This window comes from Burkholderia sp. S171 (assembly GCF_009766085.1).
Lineage (GTDB): Bacteria > Pseudomonadota > Gammaproteobacteria > Burkholderiales > Burkholderiaceae > Caballeronia.
In genome coordinates, this window is sequence record NZ_LMUF01000039.1 from 117,546 (window position 1) to 144,397 (window position 26,852).

The 26,852-nt window shown below is 58.8% G+C and carries 22 protein-coding genes; 18 read left to right on the forward strand and 4 right to left on the reverse strand.

The annotated features are described in order from the left end of the window. The first annotated feature begins 325 nt into the window (after positions 1 to 325). The 8 genes from GSQ93_RS21205 to GSQ93_RS38205 all read left to right on the forward strand — a co-directional run bounded on the left by GSQ93_RS21205 (position 326) and on the right by GSQ93_RS38205 (position 9,538). Positions 326 to 598, forward strand: a complete 273-nt coding sequence (locus GSQ93_RS21205; RefSeq protein ID WP_254073974.1) for a hypothetical protein — start codon at positions 326 to 328, stop codon at positions 596 to 598. A 93-nt stretch (positions 599 to 691) separates the two neighbouring features. After that, positions 692 to 1,987 carry a TolC family protein gene (locus tag GSQ93_RS21210; RefSeq protein WP_158937608.1) on the forward strand — a complete coding sequence of 432 codons (1,296 nt, stop codon included), beginning with the start codon at positions 692 to 694 and terminating at the stop codon, positions 1,985 to 1,987. 13 nt (positions 1,988 to 2,000) lie between these two features. Beyond that, the gene (locus tag GSQ93_RS21215; RefSeq protein WP_158937609.1) at positions 2,001 to 3,488 is read left to right on the forward strand and encodes an efflux RND transporter periplasmic adaptor subunit; all 1,488 of its coding nucleotides are present in this window, start codon (positions 2,001 to 2,003) and stop codon (positions 3,486 to 3,488) included. Beyond that, the gene (locus GSQ93_RS21220) at positions 3,485 to 6,703 is read left to right on the forward strand and encodes an efflux RND transporter permease subunit (protein WP_158937610.1); all 3,219 of its coding nucleotides are present in this window, start codon (positions 3,485 to 3,487) and stop codon (positions 6,701 to 6,703) included. The genes GSQ93_RS21215 and GSQ93_RS21220 overlap by 4 nt, the downstream gene beginning before the upstream one ends. After that, positions 6,700 to 7,071, forward strand: coding sequence for a copper-binding protein (locus GSQ93_RS21225; RefSeq protein WP_158937611.1), 372 nt, complete (start codon positions 6,700 to 6,702; stop codon positions 7,069 to 7,071). The genes GSQ93_RS21220 and GSQ93_RS21225 overlap by 4 nt, the downstream gene beginning before the upstream one ends. Before the next feature lie 253 nt (positions 7,072 to 7,324). Then, the gene (locus tag GSQ93_RS21230; protein WP_158937612.1) at positions 7,325 to 8,386 is read left to right on the forward strand and encodes a DMT family transporter; all 1,062 of its coding nucleotides are present in this window, start codon (positions 7,325 to 7,327) and stop codon (positions 8,384 to 8,386) included. Between the two features lie 136 nt (positions 8,387 to 8,522). Beyond that, positions 8,523 to 8,807, forward strand: coding sequence for a hypothetical protein (locus GSQ93_RS21235; protein ID WP_158937613.1), 285 nt, complete (start codon positions 8,523 to 8,525; stop codon positions 8,805 to 8,807). A 368-nt stretch (positions 8,808 to 9,175) separates the two neighbouring features. Beyond that, on the forward strand, positions 9,176 to 9,538 hold the full coding sequence (locus GSQ93_RS38205) for a hypothetical protein (RefSeq protein ID WP_158937614.1): 363 nt from the start codon (positions 9,176 to 9,178) through the stop codon (positions 9,536 to 9,538). A gap of 337 nt (positions 9,539 to 9,875) precedes the next feature. Here the strand turns inward: GSQ93_RS38205 and GSQ93_RS21245 are convergent, their stop codons facing one another. Both GSQ93_RS21245 and GSQ93_RS38210 read right to left on the reverse strand, forming a co-directional pair. Next, the gene (locus tag GSQ93_RS21245; RefSeq protein ID WP_254073975.1) at positions 9,876 to 10,703 is read right to left on the reverse strand and encodes an H-NS histone family protein; all 828 of its coding nucleotides are present in this window, start codon (positions 10,701 to 10,703) and stop codon (positions 9,876 to 9,878) included. Positions 10,704 to 11,365: 662 nt separating this feature from the next. Then, positions 11,366 to 11,863, reverse strand: coding sequence for a DUF2934 domain-containing protein (locus tag GSQ93_RS38210; RefSeq protein ID WP_158937615.1), 498 nt, complete (start codon positions 11,861 to 11,863; stop codon positions 11,366 to 11,368). Positions 11,864 to 12,049: 186 nt separating this feature from the next. Between GSQ93_RS38210 and GSQ93_RS21255 the strand changes: the two genes are divergently transcribed. The 3 genes from GSQ93_RS21255 (at position 12,050) to GSQ93_RS21265 (ending at position 16,129) form a co-directional block, all read left to right on the forward strand. Further along, positions 12,050 to 12,661 (forward strand): J domain-containing protein, encoded by a 612-nt coding sequence (locus tag GSQ93_RS21255; protein ID WP_158937616.1) that lies wholly within the window; start codon positions 12,050 to 12,052, stop codon positions 12,659 to 12,661. A 356-nt stretch (positions 12,662 to 13,017) separates the two neighbouring features. Then, positions 13,018 to 15,027 carry a bifunctional DedA family/phosphatase PAP2 family protein gene (locus GSQ93_RS21260; RefSeq protein ID WP_158937617.1) on the forward strand — a complete coding sequence of 670 codons (2,010 nt, stop codon included), beginning with the start codon at positions 13,018 to 13,020 and terminating at the stop codon, positions 15,025 to 15,027. A gap of 127 nt (positions 15,028 to 15,154) precedes the next feature. After that, a complete protein-coding gene (locus GSQ93_RS21265; RefSeq protein WP_158937618.1) occupies positions 15,155 to 16,129 on the forward strand; it encodes a VTT domain-containing protein in 975 nt (324 codons plus the stop codon). A 622-nt stretch (positions 16,130 to 16,751) separates the two neighbouring features. Here GSQ93_RS21265 and GSQ93_RS21270 read toward each other — a convergent pair. Continuing rightward, positions 16,752 to 17,543, reverse strand: coding sequence for an IclR family transcriptional regulator (locus GSQ93_RS21270; protein ID WP_158937619.1), 792 nt, complete (start codon positions 17,541 to 17,543; stop codon positions 16,752 to 16,754). A 218-nt stretch (positions 17,544 to 17,761) separates the two neighbouring features. On the opposite strand from GSQ93_RS21270, the gene GSQ93_RS21275 reads away from it, so the two are divergent. From GSQ93_RS21275 to GSQ93_RS21305, 7 genes are all read left to right on the forward strand, one after another. Then, on the forward strand, positions 17,762 to 18,898 hold the full coding sequence (locus GSQ93_RS21275; protein WP_301952076.1) for an ABC transporter ATP-binding protein: 1,137 nt from the start codon (positions 17,762 to 17,764) through the stop codon (positions 18,896 to 18,898). 68 nt (positions 18,899 to 18,966) lie between these two features. Continuing rightward, positions 18,967 to 20,301: a sugar ABC transporter substrate-binding protein gene (locus GSQ93_RS21280; protein WP_216857650.1), complete on the forward strand. Its 1,335-nt coding sequence runs from the start codon at positions 18,967 to 18,969 to the stop codon at positions 20,299 to 20,301. Between the two features lie 99 nt (positions 20,302 to 20,400). Continuing rightward, positions 20,401 to 21,255 carry a sugar ABC transporter permease gene (locus tag GSQ93_RS21285; RefSeq protein WP_346730647.1) on the forward strand — a complete coding sequence of 285 codons (855 nt, stop codon included), beginning with the start codon at positions 20,401 to 20,403 and terminating at the stop codon, positions 21,253 to 21,255. Positions 21,256 to 21,289: 34 nt separating this feature from the next. Further along, complete coding sequence (locus GSQ93_RS21290; protein ID WP_158937710.1) at positions 21,290 to 22,120, forward strand: carbohydrate ABC transporter permease; 831 nt, start codon at positions 21,290 to 21,292, stop codon at positions 22,118 to 22,120. Positions 22,121 to 23,162: 1,042 nt separating this feature from the next. Continuing rightward, positions 23,163 to 24,281, forward strand: coding sequence for a mandelate racemase/muconate lactonizing enzyme family protein (locus GSQ93_RS21295; protein WP_158937622.1), 1,119 nt, complete (start codon positions 23,163 to 23,165; stop codon positions 24,279 to 24,281). Positions 24,282 to 24,285: 4 nt separating this feature from the next. Then, complete coding sequence (locus tag GSQ93_RS21300; RefSeq protein ID WP_254073977.1) at positions 24,286 to 24,645, forward strand: L-rhamnose mutarotase; 360 nt, start codon at positions 24,286 to 24,288, stop codon at positions 24,643 to 24,645. 429 nt (positions 24,646 to 25,074) lie between these two features. After that, positions 25,075 to 25,848, forward strand: a complete 774-nt coding sequence (locus tag GSQ93_RS21305) for a class II aldolase/adducin family protein (RefSeq protein ID WP_158937623.1) — start codon at positions 25,075 to 25,077, stop codon at positions 25,846 to 25,848. A 16-nt stretch (positions 25,849 to 25,864) separates the two neighbouring features. Here GSQ93_RS21305 and GSQ93_RS21310 read toward each other — a convergent pair whose 3' ends face one another. Beyond that, positions 25,865 to 26,782 carry a LysR family transcriptional regulator gene (locus GSQ93_RS21310; protein ID WP_158937624.1) on the reverse strand — a complete coding sequence of 306 codons (918 nt, stop codon included), beginning with the start codon at positions 26,780 to 26,782 and terminating at the stop codon, positions 25,865 to 25,867. Positions 26,783 to 26,852 lie beyond the last annotated feature (70 nt).

The following is a 26,852-nucleotide window of genomic DNA, read 5'->3' on the forward strand; positions in this document are numbered from 1 at the left end:
ACACAGTCGCGACACATTACTCGGATAGCCCCGACGCTAAGCTTGACTGGAGCAAAGCAGAGGGCGCGCTGCGCAAGGCGACCAAGCGCGCTCGTAAAAAAAGTAATGAGCAGTCGCCGCTTCCGCCGCTCAATCGCTATTAAAGGCTTAGCGCGCTTGACGCCCCAACGCTAAGAATCCCCCTTAACTTAGGGCTTTATCTGAAATCAAGCGCTGATATATACTTGCCGTCGTGAAAATCCTGCGTACCTTGTTCGTCTTGTGGCTTTGCGCGTTGCTGCCCTTAACGGGGCTGGCGGCTAGCGGCTCGGCCGGACAATGTCCGATGCAGTCCATGACGTCCGACTCGGGCAGCACGATGTCCGCGGCCATGCCGGATTGCGAATCGATGGCAATGCCTGCTGGTCAGGACAGCAAGTCGAAAGACTCGCCGTGCAAGATGACCATGCAGTGCCAGATGGGCTGCATGAGCATTCCGGTGTCGGCTCCCGGCATCGCCCGAAGTGCAGGCGCTTATCGGCCGATGTTCTTTCACTATACCCAGTCGCTGTTTGTCCGCGAGCCCGACGGCTTGTGGAAACCTCCTCGCGCGCTCTAACTCCCTCCGTCACCAGTTTGCCGCTTTAGCGGTGAGGTCGTCCTGCATCCAGGACGTGATTCCCTATGGGATTCGACCGTTTGGGGTTGAGAAATGCATTCATCTATTACCGCGCCGGTATTCCGGCGTGGATGCGCGCGTGCGCCCGCGCTAGCGTTATTTATATTTCTTCTTAGTGGCGGCGCAGCGGTCAAGGCGCAAGAAAGCGCGTTGACGCTGGACGCCGCGCTGCAATCCGCGACTGATCGATCCGCCTCCATGCAGGCGGCGCAAGCGTCCGTTCGCGCAAGCTCACAGGCGGTTGTCAGAGCCGGCCAGTTACCCGATCCCACGCTCAAGGCGGGCGTGGATAACCTGCCCGTTAATGGTTCGCAGGCATTTACCATTGGGCAGGATTTCATGACGATGCGGCGCATCGGCATCGAACAGGAGTGGGTGTCGCCGGAAAAGCGGCGACTGCGCACTGAACTGGCTAATCAGGAAGTCGACCGCGAACGCGCGGGTTATCTCGCTCAGCTAGTCAACGTGCGCGAGCAGACTGCGACCGCGTGGCTCAACGCGGCCTACGCGAAGAAGGCGCGCTCGCTGCAGCAGGAGCTGACGGATCACATGGCGCACGAGTTATCGGCGACGCAGGCGTCTTATCGCGGCGCTAAAGCCAGTGCCGCCGATGTGACCCAGGCGCAGCTCATGCTCGCGCAGACGCGGGACCAGTTGCTCAAGGCGCAGCAGACACTTCAGACGGCGCTCATCGGCTTGTCGCGATGGACGGCGGCACCTGTTGCCGATATCTCCGGCGAGCCGCCTGCGCCGCAGTCGGTGGTGGCGTCGCTGCCGCCTGAGGAGCTTCAGCGTGTCGAGCCTGCGCTGATCAATGCGTCGTCGGAGATCGCGGTCGCCGATGCCGACACCGCCGTCGCCCATAGCAATCGCAACCCGAACTGGACTTGGGAAGTCGCGTACCAGCAGCGAGGTGGTCAGTACTCGAACATGGTGTCGGTCGGCGTCAGCATTCCTATCCCGTTGAACAGAAGGGATAGGCAAGACCGCGATACCGCCGAGAAAGCCGAGTTGGGCACGAAGGCGCGTTTGATGTACGAAGACGCGCAGCGTCAAGTCGATGCCGATATCCGCAACCTCTCCGCCACGCTGGCTAGCGGGCGCGAGCGTATCGCCAACCTGAACGCATCGCTGCTGCCTGCAGCGGACCAGCGCTTGCAGCTATCGACAGCGGCTTATAGAAGCGGCGCCGGATCGCTGGCCGATACCTTCGCCGCCCGGCGCGCCGTGCTCGACGCACGTTTGCAAGTGCTCGATCTCCAACGCGACGTATCGCTCACCTGGGCTCAACTCGAGTACCAGGTCGTGCCGCCTTCCATGACCTACTGACAGTGAGAACACGATGAACAAGAAACTGATGACGCTCGCTGTCATTGCGGCGATGGCGTTGCTTGCTTCGGGGTATGTGGCCGGAACCTGGCACGCCAATACAACGGCGGCAATGACGACTGCATCGATGGGCAGTGAAAAGGAGGAGGCCCGCAAGGTGCTCTATTGGCACGATCCCATGATGCCGAACCAGCACTTCGATAAACCCGGCAAGTCGCCCTTCATGAACATGCAACTGGAGCCTGTATTCGCGGACGAAGGCGCGTCGAGTGGTGTGAAGATCGACCCGGGTCTCCAGCAAAACCTTGGCATTAGATACGCCACTGCACGTCGCGTCGATGTAGCCGCAAGCTTCGAGGCCGTTGGTACAACGCAGTTCGATGAGTCACTGGCCGATGTGATCCAGTCGCGCGTGACGGGTTATATCGACCGCTTGTATGCGAATGCGCCGATGCAGCGCGTGGTGAAAGGCGCTCCCATTGCGTCGCTGTTTGTACCGGACTGGCTGGCGCCTCAGGAGGAATATCTGGCGCTCAGACGCAGCGGCATGGACAGCACCATGCTCGCGGCGTCGCGTGAACGCATGCGCGCTTTATCGATACCGGATGCGGTCGTGGCCAACCTCGATCGCACTGGGCGCGTCCAGACACACGTCACGTTATCAGCGCCGTCGTCTGGCGTGATCACCGAACTGAATGTCCGCGATGGCGCGATGGTTGCGCCCGGCCAGACGCTCGCCAAGGTCGCGGGCTTGAGCACGTTATGGCTCGTGATCGACGTGGCTGAGGCGCGCGCGTTGCAAGTCAAGGCGGGCATGAGCGTGGACGCTGTGTTTGCGGGCGACACCGCGCAGCATTTCACCGGACACATTCGCGAAGTCCTGCCGGGCATCAGTACCGGCAGCCGTACCTTGCAAGTGCGCCTTTCCGTCGATAACAAGGATCTGTCGCTGACGCCCGGCATGCTCATGCGTGCACGCATTGGCGGGGCGACGACCGTGTCGCGTCTGGTCGTACCGTCCGAGGCGGTGATCACGACCGGCAAGCGCTCGATCGTGATCGTGAAGCAAGCAGATGGCCGGCTTCAGCCTGTCACCGTGACGACCGGCAACGATTCCGGAAGCGATACCGAAGTGCTGAGCGGCTTGAGCGAAGGGGAGCAGGTGGTTGCGTCGGGGCAGTTCCTGATCGACTCTGAAGCGAGCCTAAAGTCTGTTCTTCCGAGACTTGAGGGTGGGCCGGCGAGCGCTGCGGTTGCCAGCGCTGCACCTCCAACCTACGAGACGACGGGCAAGGTCGAAGCCGTCACCAACCACGACATCACGCTTTCGCATCAGCCTGTATCGGCACTAGGCTGGGGTGCGATGACGATGGCGTTCAGCAAGCCCTCCGCAACCGCATTCCCCGACGTGAAAGCCGGCGAAACCGTGCACTTCGCGTTCAAGCAATCCGACGATGGATACGAACTGACGAAGGTCGAACCAATGGGAGGCGCCAAATGATCGCGCAACTCATCCGCTGGTCTATCCGCAACCGTTTCCTGGTCTTGCTAGCGACTGTCCTGATCACGGGCTGGGGTGTTTATTCGCTGACTCAAACACCGCTCGATGCACTTCCCGATCTCTCCGATACCCAGGTCATCATCAAGGCTTCGTATCCTGGCAAGGCGCCACAGGTTGTTGAAGATCAGGTGACGTATCCGCTGACTACAACGCTTCTCGGCGTGCCGGGCGCCAAGACGATTCGCGCCTACTCCTCCTTCGGCGATGCATTCGTCTACGTCCTCTTCGACGACAAGACCGACCAATACTGGGCGCGTTCACGTGTACTTGAATACCTGAACCAAGTGCAGAGCCGGCTCCCCCAGGGCGCGAGTGTTTCCCTTGGCCCCGATGCAACCGGCGTCGGCTGGGTCTATGAATACGCGCTCGTCGATCGCACCGGCAAGCACGATCTTGGTCAGCTTCGCGCGCTGAACGACTGGTTTCTCAAGTTCGAACTGAAGGCCGTTCCCGATGTGTCGGAGGTTGCGTCTATCGGCGGAATGGTGCGGCAGTATCAGGTCGTACTCGATCCGGACAAGCTTCGCGCATATGGCATTACGCAAGCCACAGTCACGGATGCGCTCAAGAAAGCGAACCAGGAATCAGGTGGTTCCGTTGTCGAGCTGGCGGAGTCCGACTACATGGTGCGTTCGTCGGGTTATCTGCATTCACTCGATGACTTCCGCAACGTCGTCTTGCGCACTACCGACACGGGGACACCCGTGTTGCTAGGCGATGTTGCGCGTATTCAGATCGGACCCGAGATGCGGCGTGGCATTGCTGAGCTGAACGGCGAAGGCGAGGTCGCGGGTGGCGTGATCGTGATGCGCTCTGGCAAGAATGCGCTCACGACGATCGAGGCCGTGAAGGCGAAACTCGATACGCTGAAGAAGTCGCTGCCGCCCGGCGTTGAAGTCGTCACGACCTACGATAGATCCAAGCTGATCGAACGCGCCGTCAGCAATCTGCGAGACAAGCTGATTGAGGAGTTTGTGATCGTCGGCCTGGTCTGTGCGCTGTTTTTGTTCCATTTGCGAAGTGCTTTTGTCGCCATCTTGTCGTTGCCGCTGGGTGTGCTCGCAGCATTTATCGTGATGCGCTATCAGGGCGTAAACGCGAACCTGATGTCGCTCGGCGGCATTGCGATTGCGATCGGCGCGATGATCGACGCCGCTATCGTGATGATCGAAAACGCGCACAAGCATCTGGAAGCTTTTGATCACGCACATCCCGATCAACCGATCACAGCATCTCAGCGATGGGAGCTCATAGCGACATCGGCGGCAGAGGTTGGCCCTGCGTTGTTCTTCTCGCTGCTCATCATCACGATGTCGTTCATTCCGGTGTTCTCGCTTGAGGGGCAGGAGGGGAAATTGTTCTCGCCGCTGGCGTTCACCAAGAGCTACACGATCGCTGCGGCTGCCTTGCTATCGGTCACGCTGGTGCCGGTGCTGATGGGCTATTTCGTCAGGGGCCGTATTCCGCACGAGAACGCGAATCCGATCAACCGCGTGCTGATCCGTTTGTATCGGCCATTGCTTGAAGCGACGTTGCGCCGGCCGTGGGCTGCGATCGGCATCGCTGTCATTGCGCTTGTTCTCACGCTGATTCCGTTGTCGCGGCTAGGCGGCGAATTTCTGCCGCCGCTCGATGAAGGCGATCTTCTGTATATGCCGACTGCGTTGCCCGGCATTTCGGCGGAGAAGGCATCCGAATTGTTGCAGCAGACGGATCGCCTCATCAAGACCGTGCCAGAAGTTGCGACTGTATTCGGCAAATCCGGTAGAGCTGATACCGCGACCGATCCCGCGCCGCTGGAGATGTTCGAGACCACGATCCAGTTCAAGCCGCGCGATCAGTGGAGACCGGGCATGACGCCGGAAGAGCTGGTCGATGAACTGGACCGCACGGTGAAGGTGCCGGGGTTATCGAACGTGTGGGTGCCACCGATACGCAACCGCCTTGACATGTTGTCGACAGGTATCAAGACACCGGTGGGCGTGAAGATATCGGGCGCGGATCTGAGCGTGATTGACTCCATCGCAACGCAAGTGGAAGCCGTGGTAAAGACGGTCCCGGGCGTCTCCTCCGCGCTCGCGGAGCGCTTGAATGGCGGGCGTTATATCGATGTCGATATCGATCGCTTGAAAGCTGCAAGGTACGGACTGGCCATTGCGGATATTCAGTCGGTTGTTTCATCGGCGGTGGGCGGGGAGAACGTGGGTGAAGTCATCGATGGGCGCCAGCGCTTTCCCATCAACGTCCGATACCCACGCGCCGTTCGCGACTCGCTCGAAAATCTAAGGCGCCTGCCGGTTGTGACGGAGCGAGGCGCGCAGATCATGCTCGGCGATGTCGCCACCCTAAGTATCGCCGATGGACCTCCCATGATTCGCAGCGAGAACGCCCGGCTTGCGGGCTATGTGTACGTCGATATCCGCGACACGGATCTGCAGTCAGCAGTGACCGCGATGCAACGCGCGGTCGCGGAGAAAGTGGTTCTCCCTGCGGGTTATTCCATTGCATGGTCGGGTCAGTTCGAGTACCTGGAACGCGCATCGGCGACGCTTCGTACCGTGATCCCGGTCACGCTCGTGATCATCTTCGTGCTGCTGTTCCTGACCTTCAATTCGGCTGCTGACGCGTTGCTGCTGATGTCGACGGTTCCGTTCGCGCTGGTCGGCGGGTTCTGGCTGATATGGGCGCTGGGTCACGCGGTGTCCGTCGCAACCGCGGTTGGCTTTATCGCGCTGTCCGGTGTGGCCGCGGAGTTCGGCGTGGTGATGCTGCTGTACCTGAAACGTGCGCTTGAGCAACGCCTCGACGCCGGCGCGGTACTGACAGAAGCGCTTCTCTTCGATGCCATCCGTGAAGGCGCCGTGCTGCGCGTGCGGCCGAAAGCAATGACCGTTGCCGTGGTCCTCGCGGGTCTTATCCCGATCATGCTCGGCCATGGAGCCGGGTCGGAAGTGATGCAGCGCATCGCGGCGCCAATGGTCGGCGGCATGGTCACCGCGCCGCTGTTGTCCATGTTCGTTATCCCCGCTGCGTGGTTGTTGCTTAAGCGTCGCCACGTGCGGCGCGCGGCGCAAGCGCGTAGCGAATTCGATGGTCCTCCCGGCACGCATGTGCCTTCGCATGTACCTTCTATTCACACTGGAGAAATGAAATGACCAAGCTGACTTACGTCGCGTTTGCAATGGGTGTTGCGTTCACTGTACTTGCTGTTCAGCAGTCCGCAGTCGCCGACGATATGGCCGGAATGAAAATGAGTTCCGGCGCAATGAGTACCGGTGCAATGAGTTCATCGCCGTCGAAATCCGCTTTGACCGATGCGGAAATCAGGAAGGTCGATCCGGCATCCGGCATGGTGACGCTCAAACACGGTGCGCTTGAAAATGTCGGTATGCCGCCGATGACCATGGCGTTCAAAGCCCGGGACGCCGCGATGCTTAAGCAGGCTCACGAAGGGGATAAAGTGAAAGTGCGCGTTGAGAACGTGGGCGGCACGATGACTATTGTGACCATGCAAAAGCAATAAGCTGCGGGATGGATACGTTGCTGCGCACAAACGGTTCTGGCTGACCGCAAGCGCGGGGTGGCGGGACTTTATGTCGACAGGCCGCGCTGGTTAGCGCGGCCTGTCGAATACAACGGGCAAAGTGACATAAGATTCTGATGGTTCTGCACGCGCGCAAGGTCTTGGTGCCAGGACATTAATGCGCGAGGACCGCGCGGACAGAGCGCCGCAATTTTCTTTAGAATCGTAGTTAAATCCAGAGTCAGGAACATCCATGTCTCTACGCTACAACGCTGCGTTCACGGCGCTTCTCGCAGCCGCGCTCTTCGGTGCGACGACCCCGCTTGCCAAGACCCTTCTTGGCACAATGTCGCCGTTCATGGTCGCAGGCTTGTTCTATTTAGGCAGCGGTGTAGGACTAGCCGTTGCTATCGGCTTCCAGCGCATCAGGCGGTCCCAAAAGGAACGCGCTAACGAAAGCCGGATTCAGTTGGCCGAAGTGCCCTGGTTACTCGGCGCAATTGCCGCTGGCGGTATCGCAGGGCCTGTATTGCTGATGTTTGGCCTGAGCACCACGCCCGCCGCGACGAGTTCGCTATTGCTGAATCTTGAAGGCGTATTCACGGCCGTGATCGCGTGGGTCGTGTTTCGTGAGAATGTCGATGCGCAGATTTTTATCGGCATGGTCGCAATTGTCGCGGGCGGCGTGGCGCTCTCGTGGCAGCCGGGCGCGGCCGGTGTATCCGCCGGCGCGCTGCTTGTTGCCGCCGCGTGTGTGTGCTGGGCGATCGATAACAACCTGACGCGCAAGGTATCGACAAATGACGCCATGGTCATTGCCTGCTTGAAGGGGCTGATCGCAGGATCGGTGAATCTTGGCATTGCGCTTGTGCTCGGCGCGCATCTTCCCGGTTTGGTCAGGACGGCGGCAGCCATGTTCACCGGCCTGGGTGGATACGGCGTCAGTCTGGTCTTGTTTGTTGTCGCGTTGCGCAACCTTGGCACTGCGCGCACCGGCGCATACTTTTCAGTTGCGCCCATCTTCGGCGTGACGCTTTCGCTGATCCTGTGGCCCGATCTGCCGGGCCCGCTGTTCTGGGTGGCCGCCGCGTTGATGGTGCTCGGCGTGTGGCTGCATATTCGTGAGCGCCACGAGCACGCGCATACGCACGTGTTGATGGACCACAATCACCGGCATCGTCATGACGAGCATCATCAACATTCGCACGATTTCAAGTGGGATGGAGAGGAGCCGCACACCCATCCTCATCGACACGTGCCGGTGACGCACACCCATGGACATTTCCCGGATATTCATCATCGTCACATTCATTGAGCGGCGGTTTTCTTCGATTTCTCCCATTTCTTCATTTAGGCATGCGTTGCATCCATTGTGCATCCATGTTGGCGTCAGCCCCGTATATAGCCTTGACGCGACGCAATCCAGCACTCGCGGCTAACGGAGAAACACCATGAACAAGGCAATGCGGAAAGCGATGGTGGCGGGCGTGTCGGTGGCGTTCTTGTGCGGTTCAGCGACAGTATTCGCGCAGGGCGGCGGCAACGGGAACGGCGGTTCGGGCGGCGGTAATGCACACGGCGCAGCAACGGCAGGAATGACGCACTGGGGTGATCCGGTCGCCACGCCGACCAGTTCCATGCCCGGCAATATGCAAAACTCGGCGATGCAAAACAGTGCCGACATGAGCGCAATGCCGTCGAACAGTGCCAAGACTGTTGCATCGAACGTGCAGTAGGGCAGTGTCATGCCAGCGAGCGCCGGATGCCGGACGCCGGGAATAGTCCCCGGTTGTCCTCGGCGTGGTGTTGTCGCTGCGAGGCTTGCCGCAAGGGCATCACGATTCAGGAGCTGGCTTTCGTTTGTATCGAGGGCATCGACTTGGTGCAGTAAGCCGCGAGTGTTTCCGGCCGAATATAAGGCTCGGATATTGCGCGTGACAGAAAGACGCTAAGCATCACCCGCAATACCAGCATTACCCGTGCGGGGATTTAGCCGACGAATAGGTCCTCCACCACGCGCTTTGGTCTGTAATCGAGAGACACAATTGCGCTTGAACTAAGCGAGGTTCTTCGGCTCCTACTTAGGAAGCGCGGGAGACCTCACATGCTTAAACCAATTGCATTATTTTCACTCGTCGCGTGTCTGGGCGGCTGTGCCGTTGCACCGGGTTACGGCTATGGATACGACGGATATGGCGACCCCTACGCAACGGGTTATGGGGGGCCGTACTACTCCGGTTATCCGGCTGTCTACGGCGGCGGTATTTACGTTGGCGGCGGCGGCGGGTACGGCGGCCGCTATTACAACCATGGCGTGAACTGGCATGGCTGGAACCACGGTTACGGCGGCGGCTATCACGGTGGCGGTTGGGGCCACGGTGGCGGCTACGGGCACGGTGGCGGTGGCGGACAGTGGCAGGGCGGCGGCGGGCACAGCGGTGGTGGACACGGCGGCGGCCGCGGCTAGGGCGGAGACGGCCGACGCGGCGGTAGCCGTAGGCCAACTTCTGTTGCGTCCTGCTCGTCGGATAGTTTGGCGGTAGTCAGACGTCCCGAGAGGGACTTGGCTGCGCCACGCACTCATCCCGAAACACAGCAAGAGGCGTGAGCGCCACGCGTTGCCCCATTTTGCATATGCCGGTAAAGCTTCTCTTCTATTCTCACAAGCCCGGTCAAATTTTCCAGACCCGATGTGGCTGAACTAAACCAGCTGCAATCAAAACTGAAATCAAAATGCTCAAGCCAGAGCGGTCCCTCAATTACCAATGAGGGGCCGCTCTGGCTTTTCGTGCTTTGGCTTTTCGTTAAACCGCAGGCGTAACCGCTACGGCTGATGCGGAATCCTGGCTAACCGCAGGTGTCGTCTTGCTAGCGGCGGTTGCAGATTTCTTCGCAGCGGAAGCCTTCTTGGCTAACACGCGTTTCACGGGCGCTTTCTTGGCGGCTGCTTTTTTCGCGGGGGTATTCGCGACAGTCGCCTTCTTGGCTGACGCTTTCTTGGCGGCAACTTTCTTTGGTGCTTTTGCGCTTAGCGTCTTAACCGTCGCTTTCTTTGCGGCCTTCTTGCTTGCGGGTTTTGTCGCGCTTGCTACAGCGGCATGGTTGTCGCTGTGGCCATCGATCAGGAATTTCGTGCGGTCCTTGACGTCCTTGATCCAAAGCGGCGGGCGAGCCCAACCGCTCCATGTTTCACCCGTCTTGGGATTGCGATACTTGGCGGGCAGCTTCGGTTTTGCCGCCGCTTTTACCTTTGCGCCAGCCTTGGATGTTTTGCCCGCAGGTCGGCCGCGCCGCTTCTTCGTGGAAGAATGTGCGTCGATATCAGCGGTGGTCAATCCATGTTTTTCCATCAGCTTGCGGATGTCGTCGAGTACGGATTGCGCACGCTTTGCGATCATCGCTTCTGCTTGCGCCTGCAGCTTTTTAAGCTTGGCTTGAATCTGTTCCAGAGTAGGCATTATGGTTTCCTTAAGAGTGATTGCCCGCACTATGCCATGCGTTCTCCGATTTCGGAAGCGGGCAATAGGGCTTGGTATTAAAGGTACGCATCTCTTAATACAGTTTGTTTCAATCCATGACAAAAAGACGAGGCTTTTAGGCCTCACCCGCTGAATGCTCAGGCTCAGATTCACCCGGCTTGCAGCGCATTAAAAATGGAAGAAGCACGGAAGAAGTGCAGGTCTTTTGCAGACTGTGCTGCGTTATTCGGTCGCACGATTCCGGCATCGATTCGGCTCGAATGGAAATGCACAGGATATCGATGCAAGTTTGCGAAACGCCGGACCAGTGACCTGTCGAACGCGGTTATCGAGGGAACGAACGTCCAGCTGCCATGATTGCGCGAAGGACGAACCGCAGAAGTAAAAGAGGTGTGTTGCATCGGAGACATTCGGTTTAGCGGTCTGGATCTGTACGACCGGCAAGCCGCTAGTACTGTGCCGCGCACGCGGATCCAGCGCGCGCTCGATGGCGATCTCTAATACCGATGAGGCGGCGGCCGATGGCGTGGCGGCGGGCGATGATGATGGTGTCTCGGCGGCAACGGTCGGCAGCGCCGCACGTAGTGACCATGGACCCAGACGCGCCGGCATTCCTGCCGGGGCCGAGCGTCAGCCACCGTGGGAATGGCGGCACTCGCTGCAGCGGTCAACAAGACGACCGCGAGAAATCTTCGCATAAGTGCTCCACAAAAATACAAACAGAACCATGGCTCGCCGATGCACTATCCGGCGATAAAACGAGCAAAGTGATGTCGCCCGAGACCAACGTCCCAAGCAAAAACACGGCGCCCTTGCTACTTCTTCGGAGTCTTCGAAACCTTCGCCGCGGCTTTGACCGCCGTTTTCTTAGCAGGTTTCTCTTCGACTTCAGCGATTGCTTTCGGCTTGGCCGCAGACTTAGTGGCGGTCTTTTTAGCGGCGGTCTTTGGTTTTTTCGGCGCTATGTCGGTGTCGGCCGTCTTGGGTTTGGCGGCCGTCTTGCGAGGAGCCTTGGCAACAGTTTTTGCGTCAGCTTTGGACTTGGCCTTTGGTACTTTGGCGCCGTCCTCGCTAGCCGACGTCGCTTTTGACTTCGCCTTGACCGTCTTCTTCGCGGGCTTCGCGGCGACCCTATCCGCTTCGTTTGATTCATTGGGCGGTATGGCGCGAGCGGGCTCCTGTTCTAGCAAGGCGCGTGCTTTCTCCCAATACTCCGTTGACCGTCCTTCAGGACGACCGTCCGCTTCCCATAGATGGTATGCGTGCAAACGAAGTTTTTCTTCCAAAGATGGGTTGTGCATTCCATTAACCATTTCGCGTATTCGAGCGTTTATGTTACAGGAGCGTCGCTCTGCTTGTGAACGGGCGGCGGGCGCATTGAGCGTGCTAGTTGCGTTTGGGACGCATCTGGGCACTGCGTGTGGTTAGATCTTGCCACGCTATAAAAATGTCTTTTTTCCCGTGCTAGGATGTCTCGCGGATAAGTTTGAGGCCTCGCGATGACAACCTTGTACGACACCTTGTCCGTCCCTGAAAATGCGACGGCCGAAGAGATAAAACGGGCTTACCGTAAGGCAGTCATGCGGTGGCATCCGGATCGCAATGTCGGTCAGGAGCAGGCCGCACGCGCTGCGTTTCTCGACGTTCGACATGCTTACGCCATTCTGTCCGATCCCGCGCAAAGGCAAGTCTACGACTCCGTTTTTGCTGAGGAAATGAACCAGCAAGAAGCGGAGCGGCTGCGTGAAGAACAGGAGCGGGCTGAATGCGAAGCCGCGGTGCGCGCTGCGCAGGAAGCGGAATACGCCAGCCGCGTTGCGCTGGCAATGCGCTTCGCGACGCAGGGCTATAATCGCGACGTCGTCCGCGGCGTGTTGCTGGCCCACGATTGCACCGACGACCTTGCGTGTCGTATTGCCGATAGCGCTCTCGCGCTGCACGCGTCCAGACAGGCCGAGGCTGCGTCGACGAAACCCGAAGCGGCCGCGCCCGATGCTCCCGCTTCTCAAGATACGCATACCTCGCAGCAAGAAGAGGACCCGGCGCCTGCGGATCGCGTGCGTTCTTTTTCCGATATCTGGATGCCGTTCTGGAACGTGCTGCGCTCGTGACCGCTTGCGCTAGCAGGTCGCAGTCTTGCTATCGACTTTAAATGAGAGCCGTCGGGGCTATTGAATTTCACCTCAAGCTTAAGCGACGTTGCGTTGGCGTGCGTCGGGCATGGCCGTGGCTTCCTTCGTGCGATCACACGCAGCAAAACGCTGACTCTATGCACGATTTTCCTTATGTCATGCGCTCCTGCCAAAATAGCCTGGCTAACCGGATCCACGCAATAAAAGCGGCGCAGGAACATACTCACCATTCAAACCAGCACCGCGCAGCAATACAGCGAGATTCAACACCGCTTCTGGCCTCGCGAGAACAGACTTAAAATCTGCTGAAAGGAAAGAACGGTCCGGAGACGCCGATGGAGCATGCCTACTTCAAATTGCTGCATCTGCTTTCGGGGCATCCTGCATGGGCTCTCACGGTCGTATTGCTCGCAGCATTTTTTGAATCCATTGCGTTTATCGGCACGTTTGTTCCGGGCAGCACCGCCATGTTTGTTGCAGGCGCGCTGGTCGGCACCGGTTCGCTGAACCTCGGCTGGGTATTCGCCTGCGCGCTCGCAGGGGCCGTGGCAGGCGATGCCGCAAGCTACTGGTTCGGCTGCAGCCACAAGGAAACCATCGCGAAGTTGTGGCCGTTCCGCACGCACCCCGGCATGCTGACGGCGGGGCAGCGCTACTTCGAGGCGCATGGCGCCAAAAGCGTGATCTTCGCGCGCTTTATTGCACCGCTGCGCGCGGTCGTGCCCGTCGTGGCCGGCATGATGGGAATGCGGCCGGTGCGATTCCTGGTCATCAACATCGTCTCGGCGCTCGTCTGGGCGCCCGTGCATATTCTTCCGGGCGTTGTCTTCGGAGCATCGATCGAACTGGCGGGCGCCGTGTCGTTCCGGCTCGTCGCGGTGCTTGCCATCCTGGTTGCCGGGACCTGGCTGACGTTCAGGCTGACGAGCCTTGTCGTGTCGCACGCACGGGCGTGGACCGACTCCTCGCGCCGAAACCTGCTGCTTTGGGCGCGTCATCATCCTGGCGCAATTGGCCGCGCAGTACTCGGTATCCTTGACCCGAAGCACCAGGCGGCTGCGCTTATCGCCGTGATCTCCGTGCTGTTGCTCGCTTCAGCCACCGTGTTCTTTTCCACGCTGCACGACGTCTCTCACGGCGACCCGCTGGTTCAAGTCGATGTCTCGGTTTATCGCTTCCTGCAATCGTTCCGGTCGTCATGGGGTGACGCGGTCCTGGCCGTCCTCGCCACGCTGGGCAGCGTGCCGACACTCACGGCGCTGACGGTGCTGGTCGTCGTATGGATGGCGGTTGAACGCCGCTGGCGCACGGTCGCTTACTGGCTGACTGCCGTTGCGTTTTCCCAGCTGTTGATTCTGGCAATCCAGATCACGATCCAGCGCCCGCTTCCAGGCGCGGTCGCGTCAAGCTTGCGCGCGTTTCCGAGCAATCACGTCGCGGCCAGTGTGGTGATCTATGGCTTTCTTTCATTCTTGCTGGCGCGGCGGGTGGGTGCGGTGGCGAGGGTGTTCGTCGCGATGGCGACCATCGCCGTGCTGGTTGCGGTCGCTTTCTCGGGACTGTATTTCGGCCACTTCACTTTCTCCGATGCAGTCGGCGGCGCCGCACTTGCCGCCACCTGGGTGTTCCTCGTTGCACTTACCGCCGTGTGGCGATACCCCGCGAAACCGGCGCCTCGCGTCATGATGCCGGTCATCGTCCTGATGGTCGTATGCGGGAGCGTCGCGCTGCAGCTCAAGACAAGCCTTGACGCGATGGCGGTCGAACCGACGCCGCCGGCTATCGTGGTGACGTCGTTGCAATGGACGGATACCGTGTGGCGGACCTTTTCTTGCTATCGGTCAAGCATGGATGGTGACCGGCTCGAGCCCATCACCATTCAATGGTCGGCAACGGCGGGGGAGATCAGGACTCAATTGGAGCGCCGCGGGTGGACCGAAGGGTCGCGTTTATCGGCGCATAGCATCTTGTCTCTCGTTTCCCCGGACGTGGCGGCTACGGCGCTTCCCGTGCTGCCGAGGTTGAACAATGGCGAACCATCGGTGCTGGTATTTACGCGCGCTCACCTGAGCGCGGACGAGCGCGATGTCTTGCGATTCTGGCCGACGCAATATGCGGTGGCGTATCGGGGCGGGCAGCCGCCCACGCCGATCTGGCTCGGCTCGCTTGTCCACGAGCGCTTGCTGCGGCCGTCATGGCCGTTCAACGTGCTGCGTCCGGACAAGCGAATCGAGCCGATGATCGCAGCTCACGGGGAGACATCGCCGTGGCGGGGTCTGGAGGTGGCGAGAAGCGCGGGCTGCGGCGGTATTCCGGTGACGCTGGTGGCATCGGAGGGGCAATGAGTTACGAAGTAAAGAAACGAGCAAGAAAACGATGTCGATCCTGCACTCATGAAGCGATGAGCTTTGCAGGTACCAAGAAACGCAAGTGGCGGCGGTCGCGATGCCGAATGCTTCAGGAGGCGAGTACTTGATACAAATTCCACCCTCGGCAATCGAGAACTGGGGAAGCGCTGCAGTCTTCGCGAACGTGCTGGCCACGCGGCTGGGCGTACCGCTGCCGGCTATCCCTGTACTGATCTTTGCCGGCTCCGCGATCGCGGGCGGGAATCTGGTTTTCTCCCACGTGCTGTGTGCTGCGGTCGTTGCTGCGTTGCTCGGCGACGGTGCGTGGTTTTCTGCGGGGCGTGTTTACGGCCGCCGTTTGACTGACTTTCTCGCGCGGATGTCGCTATCGCTCGATGCAAGCGTGCGTACCACGCGTTCCTTGTTCGAACGTTTTGGCGTGGTCATTGTGGCGGTGTCGAAGTTTGTTCCGGGCCTTGCACTTATTACGCCGCCGCTGATGGGCACCACGCCAATCGCGCCGGTTGTTTTTGTTGCGTGGGACGCGGTGGGCACGGTGGCGTGGGCGTCTTTCTGGTTGCTCGGCGGCGCATTGTTCGAGCGGCAACTCGGGATGTTGCTAAGCGTGCTCCGGCCCCACGGAGGATCGATCCTCGACGTGCTGTTTATCGCCACCGTTCTTTACCTGACGTATCGATACCTGCTGCGTTGGCGTTTCCGGAAATGGCTGAGCCGCAGGATTGTCTCGCCCGAGCGGCTCGACCGGATGATGCGCTCAAGCACGCCGCCTTTAGTTCTCGATGCACGTCCCGTTTCGGTCCGGCGCGACAAGTCGTATCGAATCGCGGGGGCGTTACTGCTTGATGTTGAATCGCTGCAGACCATGGATGCGAATCTGTCGGCAAGCAACATTGTTGTGTACGGCATGTATTCGAACGACGCGACCGTCAGGAAAATTCGCAAGCAGTTGCTCGGGAAAAAGGTCGTGAACGTTCGCGTTTTATCCGGCGGCCTGGATGAGTGGGTACGCCGTGGGTATGCGGTTGAAGCGCTGCCACCGGAGTTGAATATCTTCTCGGCATCGATGGCGCGGTTTTAGTGCATCGTTCGCCTGAATCGGCTTGTCTGGACCGGCTCGCCTGGGCTGCCCACGCGCTTCCGCAAGCGCGCATACGCACATATGTATGCCTGCTTTAGTAGGGATGCGCTTCGCGAAATCTCGTGGCTAAATGAGCCTAACGATTCAAACAAAAAAGTCCTAAGCTACCCGAAGCAATAAAGCAACGCCGTGCCGCATACAAACGTTTGCGCGGCCAATATCGGAAGTCCAAAGGATCAGACGGGGACAAGCTGACACTAAGTTCAGCAGGGGTAACCGGTGAAAACGCGACGAGGATGGAATAACGGGGGCGCTCAGCCGGTAAGTTAAACGAAGCAGTCAGTGAAACGAAGCGAATTAAATAGTTAACGAGGGGAGAGGTGGCGTGCCGGCGGCTGGGCGTGGCGAGACGCCTGGTTGCCGGACTCGCTGCAATGTTCTCACTTGGGGAGGTCGAGGTGCAAAGTATAGAACCGCTTATTTAAGGCTATTTATTCAGGCGCAGTTATTCAGGCCAGTTGCTGTGCAAGCGTCAGACGAGTTCGCCCCGAACCTTGGTTCATATTCATCTCTCCACTCAATTAATTTCGAAGCGGCAACGTGCGAAGCAGCGGGACATGATTCAACTCCTGCCCACGCCCGGCTCCCAATACACATTTAACCCCATTAACTCGGTCAGCGTTTGCGCTGCCGTTTTCATCCTTTCCCCCACCTCGTTCATGGCAGGCACGGGCGCTTGATCAATGCGTTCGATGAACGGCGTGGTCAACGAAGCAATTGCATGCCCGTTTCGCCCAAACACGGGGTAAGCCAGATTCTTGACGCCCTTGACCTGACGGCTCGGCATGCGTGCATGTCCACGTTCCTTGATCCGCGCCAGATCTGCTGCAAGCTGCTTTGCATCGACTGGGAGTTCGCCATCGACGGGGACGTGCAGCTTGAGCATCCGCTTGCGTTCCAGTTCTTCCTGAAACGCCATTAGCACTTGTCCCGAAGCCGTATCGGTCATACCGATCAGCGTGCCCACCTTCAACGAAAAGCCCCAGCGTTCCGGGCTCTCCACTCCCGCGACAATCAACACGCGCCCGTCCTGATACACGCAGAGGTGGAACGACTGCTTCACGTCGTTGGCCAGTTGCGTCATCAATGGCAGCGCAGTAGTCACCAGCGAGCGCACCGGCTGATGACGATGCGCAAGCTGGAACAGCAACAACGACAACACGTACCGGTCACCTATCGCGAGCAGATATCCGCGCGTCTCCAACGTGACGACCATGCGAAAAATCTCTGCGGTCGTGCGCCCGAGCGTCTTCCCCAAGTCAGCCAGTGACAGGCCCTCGGGATGACTCGCCAGCAGTTCGATGATGTCCAGCCCCTTTTCGAGCGCCGGCGCTGAGTATCGCGTGTTGTCCAAAATCTCTCCTTGCTCTCAAGCCAGATGTCCGTCTTCGCCGGTCTCAACACCGGTCTCAACGTGACGAGGCCCGGTAACCGCATGGCGTGATTGTAGATCGTGGAACCGTTGCGCTTGACGCCATTGTTGAGGGAAAACGAACGCGAATAAGCATCGGGAAAACACCGATGAAAATTCATGTATGAAATATCGTTTTATCTTTAAAATGATTTGCATGGGTGAAAAAATGGCCCGCAAGACATGCGAGACAGTCGACGCGCCAACTCTGGTCGACATATAAGGGAGCGCTGATGGCTGAAGTGGCATTCAAACAGGTGCAGAAGTCGTTCGGCGCCGTACAGGTGTTGAAGCAGATCGACCTGACCGTAGCGGACGGTGAGTTCCTCGTGCTCGTGGGGCCGAGCGGGTGCGGAAAGTCGACATTGCTGCGTGCGCTGGCGGGACTGGAAGGCGTGACGCATGGACGGATTCTGATCGATGGCCGCGTGGTCAACGACTTGCCGCCAAAGGACCGCGACATTGCGATGGTGTTCCAGAACTACGCGCTGTATCCGCATATGAGCGTGCTCGAGAACCTCACGTTTGCGCTGAAGTTGCGCGACCTGAAGCCCGATGAAATCGCGGCGCGCGCGAATCAGGCCGCGACCATTCTTGGGCTTCAGGACCTGCTCGGCCGATATCCGCGCCACTTGTCCGGCGGCCAGCGTCAACGTGTGGCAATGGGGCGCGCGATCGTGCGTGATCCAAAGGTTTTCCTCTTCGACGAACCCTTGTCGAACCTCGACGCGAAGCTCCGCGTTCAAATGCGTGCGGAAATCAAGGCACTGCATCAGCGCTTGCGTGCAACGACGGTCTACGTGACGCACGATCAGATTGAAGCCATGACGATGGCGGACCGTATCGTCGTGCTGAATGCGGGCGCGATCGAGCAGATTGGCGCGCCGCTTGAACTCTACGATGACCCCGACAACCTGTTTGTCGCGAGTTTTATCGGCTCGCCTTCCATGAATCTCTTTAGCGGCCGCTACGAGTTGCAAAACGATGGCGCGCGCGTGCGCATTGGCGATTTCTCGATACAAGTGCCCGTGGTCAACGCTAAAGACGGTCAAGAGGTCACGGTCGGCGTGCGACCCGAGCATCTTGTGGTGGCGCAGACGGGTGGCATTCCATTCAACGTCGACGTAGTCGAACCGACGGGTGCCTCGACCGAGTTGTTTGGCACGGTCGCGGGACAGCGCTGTTGCGTCATTGTGAACGGCCGTTTGTTGCTGCGCCCGGAGCAGGGTATCCGCCTTGATGCCGAGCTTGAGAACACGCTTGTCTTCGATACCAGCACCAGCCGCCGGCTGCGCTAGAAAGCTAGAAACCACCACACGCAAGCCGTCTCGCCCGACGTCACGGCACATAACAAAGGAGATGAATCATGGTTAGGGATTCGATGAAAACCGGCCTCAAGATCGCGGTGTCCGTATTGGCTTTAGCGGGTCTGGTCGCCACGACTGCAGCACGCGCCGACAACGAATACAAAGGCTATACGCTGCGCGTCAAGCTGATTGGCGGCGTGCAATATGAAGCGCTGTACACGCGCATTCCGCTGTGGGAAAAGGAGACCGGCGCGAAGGTTGAGATTGTCTCGCGCAAGAGTCACTTCGAGCTGGATCGCGAGTTGAAGCAGGACATTGCGTCACAGCATATCGACTATTGCGTGTCGTCGAATCATACGAATTTTTCGGCTCAATACCCCATCTTCCGCGACCTCAAGGGCTTGTTTCCGGCGAGCTATCTCGCCGCGTTTGCGCCTGCATTGTTGAAGCAGTCCGAGGTGAAGGGGACACTTGTCCAGATCCCGCGCTCAACGGATATCGAAGCGCTCTATTACAACAAGACCGCTTACGCCGATCCGGCGAATCGCGATGCCTACAAGAAGAAGTTCGGGACGGACCTGACGCCGCCGAAGACCTTCGCCGAGTACACGCAGCAGGCAACGTTCTTTACGAAGGCGCCGAATTTCTACGGGACGCAATTCCCGGGCAAGGACGAGGCGTTGACGGGCACGTTCTACTCGCTGCTGGTAGCAAACGGTGGCCAGTTGCTCGATGCCAAGATGCAGCCTACGTTCAATTCGCCGGTGGGGGTGAAGACGCTCGACTGGTTCGTCAATCTGTATAAGGCGGGCGTGGTACCGAAGGGCGTGCCGAGCTACGTCTGGGATGATCTTGGCAACAATTTCGCGTCGGGCAAGGTCGCGCTCGATCTCGACTGGCCGGGTTTTGCATCGTTCTATAACGACCCGAAAACATCGAAGCTGGCCGGCAACGTAGGTGTGGTTCGTGCACCGCTGGGCGCGGCCAACAAGCGGCCGGGCTGGTCGGGTTCGCATAGCTTCTCGATCACGAAAGTGTGTGCACGGCCGGAAGTGGCGGCGAGCTTCATTCAGTTCCTGACGAGCAAGGATTCGCAAATGGTCGAAGCGCGTCTCGGCTCGATTCCTTCGCGTATCGATGCACAGCAGGCCATCGTGCAGGAGTTCAAGGCGAAGGACGACCACTTCATGGCGGACGCGCTAGCGACCTTCAGTCAGGCCGCGAAGGAAGACTCGTTCACCCCGCCGCGCATTGCGCAATGGAATGAGATTTCCAATGCGCTGTGGCCGGAATTGCAGAAGGCGATCATCGGCGACGAAACCTCGCAGCAAGCGCTCGACAACGCGGCGAAGAAGGTCGCGGACATCATGCAGGACGCGGCCGACAACCAGTAACCGACGATCACTATGCAATCCAACACGCCTTATTCGATCGGCGGCGAGCCCGCCTTAGCGACGCCGCCCAAGCGGATACCGCTGCCGATCAAGTTGTTAATGCCCGCGTTCCTGGCGGTGGGGATCGTGGTGATCCTGCCGCTATTGTTCTCGTTTTATACGAGCTTTACGGCGTATCGCTTGACCGATCCCGACACCCTTTCGCACTGGATCGGCTGGCGTAACTACGAACGTGCGTTTGCGAATGGCGATTTCTGGGCTGCGTTTGGCCGCACGATCTTGTTCCTCACCATTGCGCTGAATCTTGAACTTTTGCTGGGCCTCGGCGTGGCGTTGCTGCTCAATCAAGTGACGAGAGGTCAGCGCGCGTTGCGTACGGTGATGATGTTCCCCATGATGTTCTCGCCCGTGCTCGTCGGCTTCCAGTTCAAGTTCATGCTCAATGACAGCACGGGCATTGTGAACAACCTGATGCAGACGTTGTTCGGCGCAAAGTCGGCGTTCCCGTTTCTCGTCAATGCCAACTCTGCGCTCGCGTCGCTGATCGCGGCCGAGGTATGGAACTCGACACCGATCTTCGCGGTGATCCTGCTCGCCGGTTTGATGGCGTTGCCGAAAGATCCGATAGAAGCGTCGAAGGTGGATGGCTGTACCTCCTGGCAGACGTTCCGCTATGTAACGTTGCCGTATCTGATGCCGTTTATCTATATCTCCATGACGATCCGTTCTCTCGATGTAGGCCGAGCCTATGACATCGTGAGGATCATGACGAACGGCGGCCCGGGTGGACGGACGGAATTGCTCTGGACGATGGTCGGGCGCATTGCCTACGACGACTCGCGCATGGGTTACGCCAACGCAATTGCCTATGTCTCGGTGCTGGTGTCCATCCTTTTCACGCTGTACTTCTTCCGCAAGTTAAGCGGCGCGCGCAAACACATGGGGCCTGCCTGACATCATGAGCGATATGGCAATCAAGGGCGCGTTCATGCGCAAGTCAGCGATCTGGTTCGGCGTGTTTATCGTGATGGCGATCATCTGTTTGCCGGGGCTGTGGGTCGTGCTTAATGCGTTCCGATCGAACGTGGCGATTTTATCGAATCAATCGCCGCTGGTTGGTGCGAGTTACACGCTCGATAACTTTAAAAGCATGTTCGGCTATGGGCAAATGGCGTCGCTGCCTATCAGCCAGTACTTCGTCAATTCGCTGATCATTTCGTGTGTGAGTACGGTCGCTGCGCTTGCTGTTGGTGTGCTTGGTGGTTATGCGTTCGCGCGTTTTGAGTTCAGGCACAAGAAGGTCATGTTCGTGGCGTTGATGCTCACACGCGCGATTCCGGGCATTGCGTTGTCGTTGCCTATCTTTATGCTTTGGGCATGGACTGGTCTGCTCGATACGCGCATTGGCGTGATTTTGGTTTATCTCGCGATGAATGTACCGTTCACGGTATGGCTGATCGATGGCTTCTTTCGCGAGGTGCCGATCGAGTTGTCGCAGGCGGCGCAGATCGATGGATGTAACCGCTGGCAGGCGTTTTGGCGCATTGAGCTGCCATTGGCGAAAAGCGGGATTGCATCGGCGGGGATCTTTGCGTTTCTCACTAGCTGGAATGAATTTGCTCTGGCGACGCAATTGTGCCGAAGCCCGGATACGAAGACACTGCCCGTGGGGCTGATGGACTTTACCGCGCAGTTTTCTGTCGATTGGGCGGGTATGTGCGCGATGGCCGTGATTATTATTATTCCCGCAATCGTGCTCACGTTTATTGTGCAGAAGCATTTGATAGCGGGGTTGACGCTTGGTGGGGTGAAAGGTTGAAAGGAGATTTTCGTTCGCACTTGGGTGGGGGGAGGGGTTGGTGTGCGAGGTTTTGGGGTTAGCGGTCTGAGTTTATGCCGGGTTGCTGCTTTCAGTGTTAGTGGTCTGCCAGAGTCGGATTTTCTCTCTATCACTATTAGCCACTGTGCGTGGCGGCACGTCATTTCTTTGTCCAAAGCGACAAAGAAACGAAGCAAAGAAAACGCTTTAACCGCACTACCCTAAGTGTCCACAGCGTGCAGTTTTGATTCATAGGTGCCCCAAAAGCACGGTGCTCGCCAGAACCACGGATGTGTGAAGCCCTCCTTCTCGCGAATCCCGACATAGACACGCTTCGCCACCAGTGCTCTCGGGCAAGCACTATTTTTCAAGGGACCCGCACCGTTCCACACGCTTTCGAGGCCTCGTTTCTTGGTAGCTTGGTTGAGCGCTCCGAGTGCTCCGCACAGGGAGCCGCGAGGCCAACCTCGCCCATCACAACCTGATGTATTTACTGCTTCAATCGTTGGTGAGCCGATTGGTGAGTTGCATGGACATTTCGTCCGGTATGGCCTAACGCATCCGGCGGCCTCGTTTCGAGGTAGGTTGTCGACGTGGTTCGGCATGCGTACGAATTCGGAGGAAGGTTGTCCGCGGATAGCGCGGGGTGAACCTTGGGCAGGTTCAGTTACTGGTGGCGAAGCGTGTCAGAACCCGTGTTCGGAGAAGGAGGGTTTCACACATCCGAGGCTCTGGCGAGCACCGTGCTTTTGGGGCACCTATGAATGGGAACTGCACGCTGTGGACACTTAGGGTAGAGCGGTTAAAGCGTTTTCTTTGCTTCGTTTCTTTGTCGCTTTGGACAAAGAAATGACGTGCCGCCACGCACAGTGGCTAATAGTGATAAAGAGAAAATCCGACTCTCGCGGACCGCTAACGCCGAAAGCACCAACCCAGCACTGACCCCGACCCCTACCCCCACCCCCAAAACCGCCCGCCCCAAACCACAACCACCAAAACCCTAAAAGAAAAATTCCGCAACAGCACTTAAAGGAACCCCCTAATGACATCCATCGACACCGTCGACATCCGCCAAATCGACCTTCAACCCAAAGTCAAACGCACGGATGCGATCCAATCCTTCGTAGTACAGGAGACCGTGCTGGTCACGCTCCACTGCAGCGACGGCAGCATAGGCACCGGCTACACCTACACCATCGGCACGGGCGGTTCGTCCATCGTCGCGTTGCTGCACGATCACCTGGCGCCGCTGCTAATCGGCCGCGACCCCGCCCAATACGAAGCCATCTGGCGCGACCTCTTTTTCCATACGCACGCAACCGCTGTCGGCGCGATCACGAGCCTCGCGCTCGCTGCAATCGATACCGCGCTATGGGACCGCAACACGCGCGTGGCGAACTTGCCGCTGTGGATCGCAGCAGGCGGATCGAAGCCGCGCACGCGGACATATTCCACCGAAGGCGGTTGGCTGCATCTATCGGAAACAGAGCTCGTCGATCAAACCATGCAAGCGCGCGATGCCGGTTTTCATGGCGCGAAAATAAAGGTCGGCCGGCCGCACCTAGCCGAAGACACACGGCGGCTCACGGCCGTGCGCAACGCAATGGGCGATGACTTCGAGATCATGGTCGACGCGAATCAGGGCTTCACGCTATCCGAAGCCATCCGCCGCGCGCATGCGTTCGAACCGTTGCGCCTTGCATGGCTAGAAGAGCCAATGCCCGCTGAAAATATCGCGGCACACCAGCGCCTCTGCGCCGCGAGTTCGGTGCCCATTGCAGTGGGGGAATCGATGTATCACCCCGCACAATTCGCCGAGTATCTGAAGGCGGATGCATGCTCGATCGTTCAGGCCGATGTCGCCCGCATAGGCGGAATCACGCCGTGGCTGAAAGTGGCGCATTTGGCCGAGACCATGAACGTGTCCATCTGCCCGCACTTCCTGATGGAGCTGCATGTGAGTTTGTGCGCGGCCGTGCCGAACGCGACGTGGCTCGAATACATCCCGCAACTCGACGCGTTGACCGGCAAGCAGGTACAGATCGAACAGGGTTATGCGGTCGCACCGATGGAGCCGGGGATTGGTATCGACTGGGATTGGGATGCCATTCACGCGATGCAGCGCACGCATGTTTGCGTCGATGCCCGCGCGGCGGCTTAAAGCCATGAGCACGAATGTCATGCGCCATTGCCTGTCACTCGATCTCCGCGATGACCCCGAGGTCATCGCGCAATACGACCGGTATCACGAGGCAGTCTGGCCCGAAGTGCTGGATGCGCTGCGAGCGTCAGGCATCATCGATATGACGATCTGGCGCCGCGATACGCGCTTGGTGATGTTGCTTGAGACCGATCCCGACTTCAGCTTCGACAAACTCGTGGCAAGCGCGGATGTTCATCCGCGCGTGACCGAGTGGAATGCGTTAATGGCAAGCTTTCAACGTCCGCTGCCGGGTGCGACGAGCGCTGAATGGCAGCCGATGAAACTCGCGTTCAATATGCAGGCGCAGATGAAAGGAGCGTAAGAGTCGGTCAAGCGTTACAGATCAGACAATCCGCACGATCACGGAAAACAGCCATACCGCAATGCCGACGCCGCCGACCAGGCATACGGCTACCGCGCACAAACGCCAAAGGGTCTTCATCCGTCGTACCTAAAAAAGAAGGCCGCAAAAGCGGCCTGAAGAGGGGTACTACAGGGGGATCAATGAAACGCATCGTAAGACGCGAGACTTAAGAGAACATTAAGCCGCGCAAATCACCCCCTCAGCGCACCCCGTCTCTCTTACCCGTGTAAGCAAACTGACCCCAGCTTTCCAGGCGGCACATTCGCTGCTCGCCCAGCCATGCAACGAATAATAGACTCAAAAAATTCGTTCTGATAAAGTGAATTCAGAATTCCTTATCCCCTTCCGATTCGCTTGAAACTATACAAAGCTGGCTTGGAGCTGAATATGACCGTCGTGGAAACCGCCGCAACTCGTCCGATTATTTGCACCGATGCCGAATGGGCCGCGCGCCTCAAACTAGCCGCGACGTATCGCGTGTTCTTCATGCTGGGCTGGCACGAACTGATCTTCAACCACATCACGCTGCGCGTACCCGGAACCGACGATCAACTCCTCATCAACCCGTTCGGACTCGCTTACGACGAAGTCACCGCGTCGAATCTGGTGAAGATCGACCTGACCGGCAAGATCCTCAGCGACAGCCAGTACCCCGTCAATCCGGCCGGCCTGACCATCCACAGCGCCGTGCACGCGAACGTTCCCGATGCCCATTGCGTCATGCATATCCACACCACGGCGAGCGTCGCGGTCGCCTGCATGGAGGAGGGGCTGGAGGACAACAATATCTATTCGTCGCAACTGCACGACATGGTCGCGTATCACACGTTCGAAGGCACGACCGTCCACGATGAAGAGAAATCGCGCATGGTGGCGTCCTTGAATAACAAGCGGCTGATGATCCTGCGCAATCACGGCTTGCTCGCGCATGGTGCCACGCTCGGCCACGCGTTCGTGCTGATCTGGACGCTGAACCGAGCCTGCGAAATCCAGCTCGCAACGCATTCCATGCGCGGCAAAACGCTGCTTGTTGATCCAAAAATCAGTGAGCGCTCGACCCGCGACGCGCTTCAATACGATCCGCGCTTCGGCGGCGGAGATCAGGTCCTGGACGCACTGATTCGCCGCCTGGACCGCACCGATACCAGCTACAGGCAGTAACACCGCCAAAACCGCCTCACGGCTGCACGGCGAACATGTCCATCAGGACATCGCGCAGCCACTGGATGCCGGCATCGCTTGAGAAGCGCACATGCGTGTGGATTTTCACTTCGATGGCCGGCAAGTCGAACGGTAGCGCCAGCAACCGGAACGCGTGTCCGCGATTGAAGCGCTCGGCAATGCTGCGCGGAAAGATCACCGCGAGATCCGTGGTCCGGACAATCTCCGGCGCCACGATGAAATGCGGCAGCCGCAGCACGATATCGCGCTCCATGCCGAGTTCGGCAAGCCACTGCTCGATCATCCGATGCCCGGTGGCGTTCGTGCTTGCATAGACGTATCGCAAACCGGCCAGATCCTGCTTCGACGCCTTCTTTCCCTTCAGCGGATGTCCCGTGCGAACCAGGCACACGTGTTCGTCCGAAAACAGGGTGTCGCCTATGCAACCTTCCTCCAGCCCCGGCACATAGCCGAGCGCGAGATCGATCTCGCCTGCACGCATGGCCGCGCCCGCCGACTCGGACGCGAGTTGCACGACCTCGAAGCGCACCTTCGGCGCCGTGCTTTCCAGCGCGGCGAGTAAGGGCGGCAGGAAGTAGAACTCCGACATATCCGACATCGATATCTTGAACACGCGCGATGCGGTCGCGGGATCGAAGTGACCATGCGCCTGCATGGCAAGGCTGATGATGCCGAACGCTTCATCGAGCGGACCGTGAAGGCGGATCGCGGCCTCGGTCGGCACCATGGTTTGCGGCGTGCGAACGAACAGCGGATCGTCGAACAAGGTGCGCAGGCGCCGCAGCGAATGGCTCACGGCGGGTTGCGTCAGACCGAGCCGTTCGCCCGCCGCGGTGAGGCTGCGCAAGTCCCAGATTGCGAGGAATACGCGCAACAGGTTGAGGTCGGTGAGACCGCTATTCGTCTGGTTCATGGCATCCATTATTGGTGCGAATTTGACGCATATGTGGGTCGATTCTATCTTGAGGGCAAGCCATTCAACC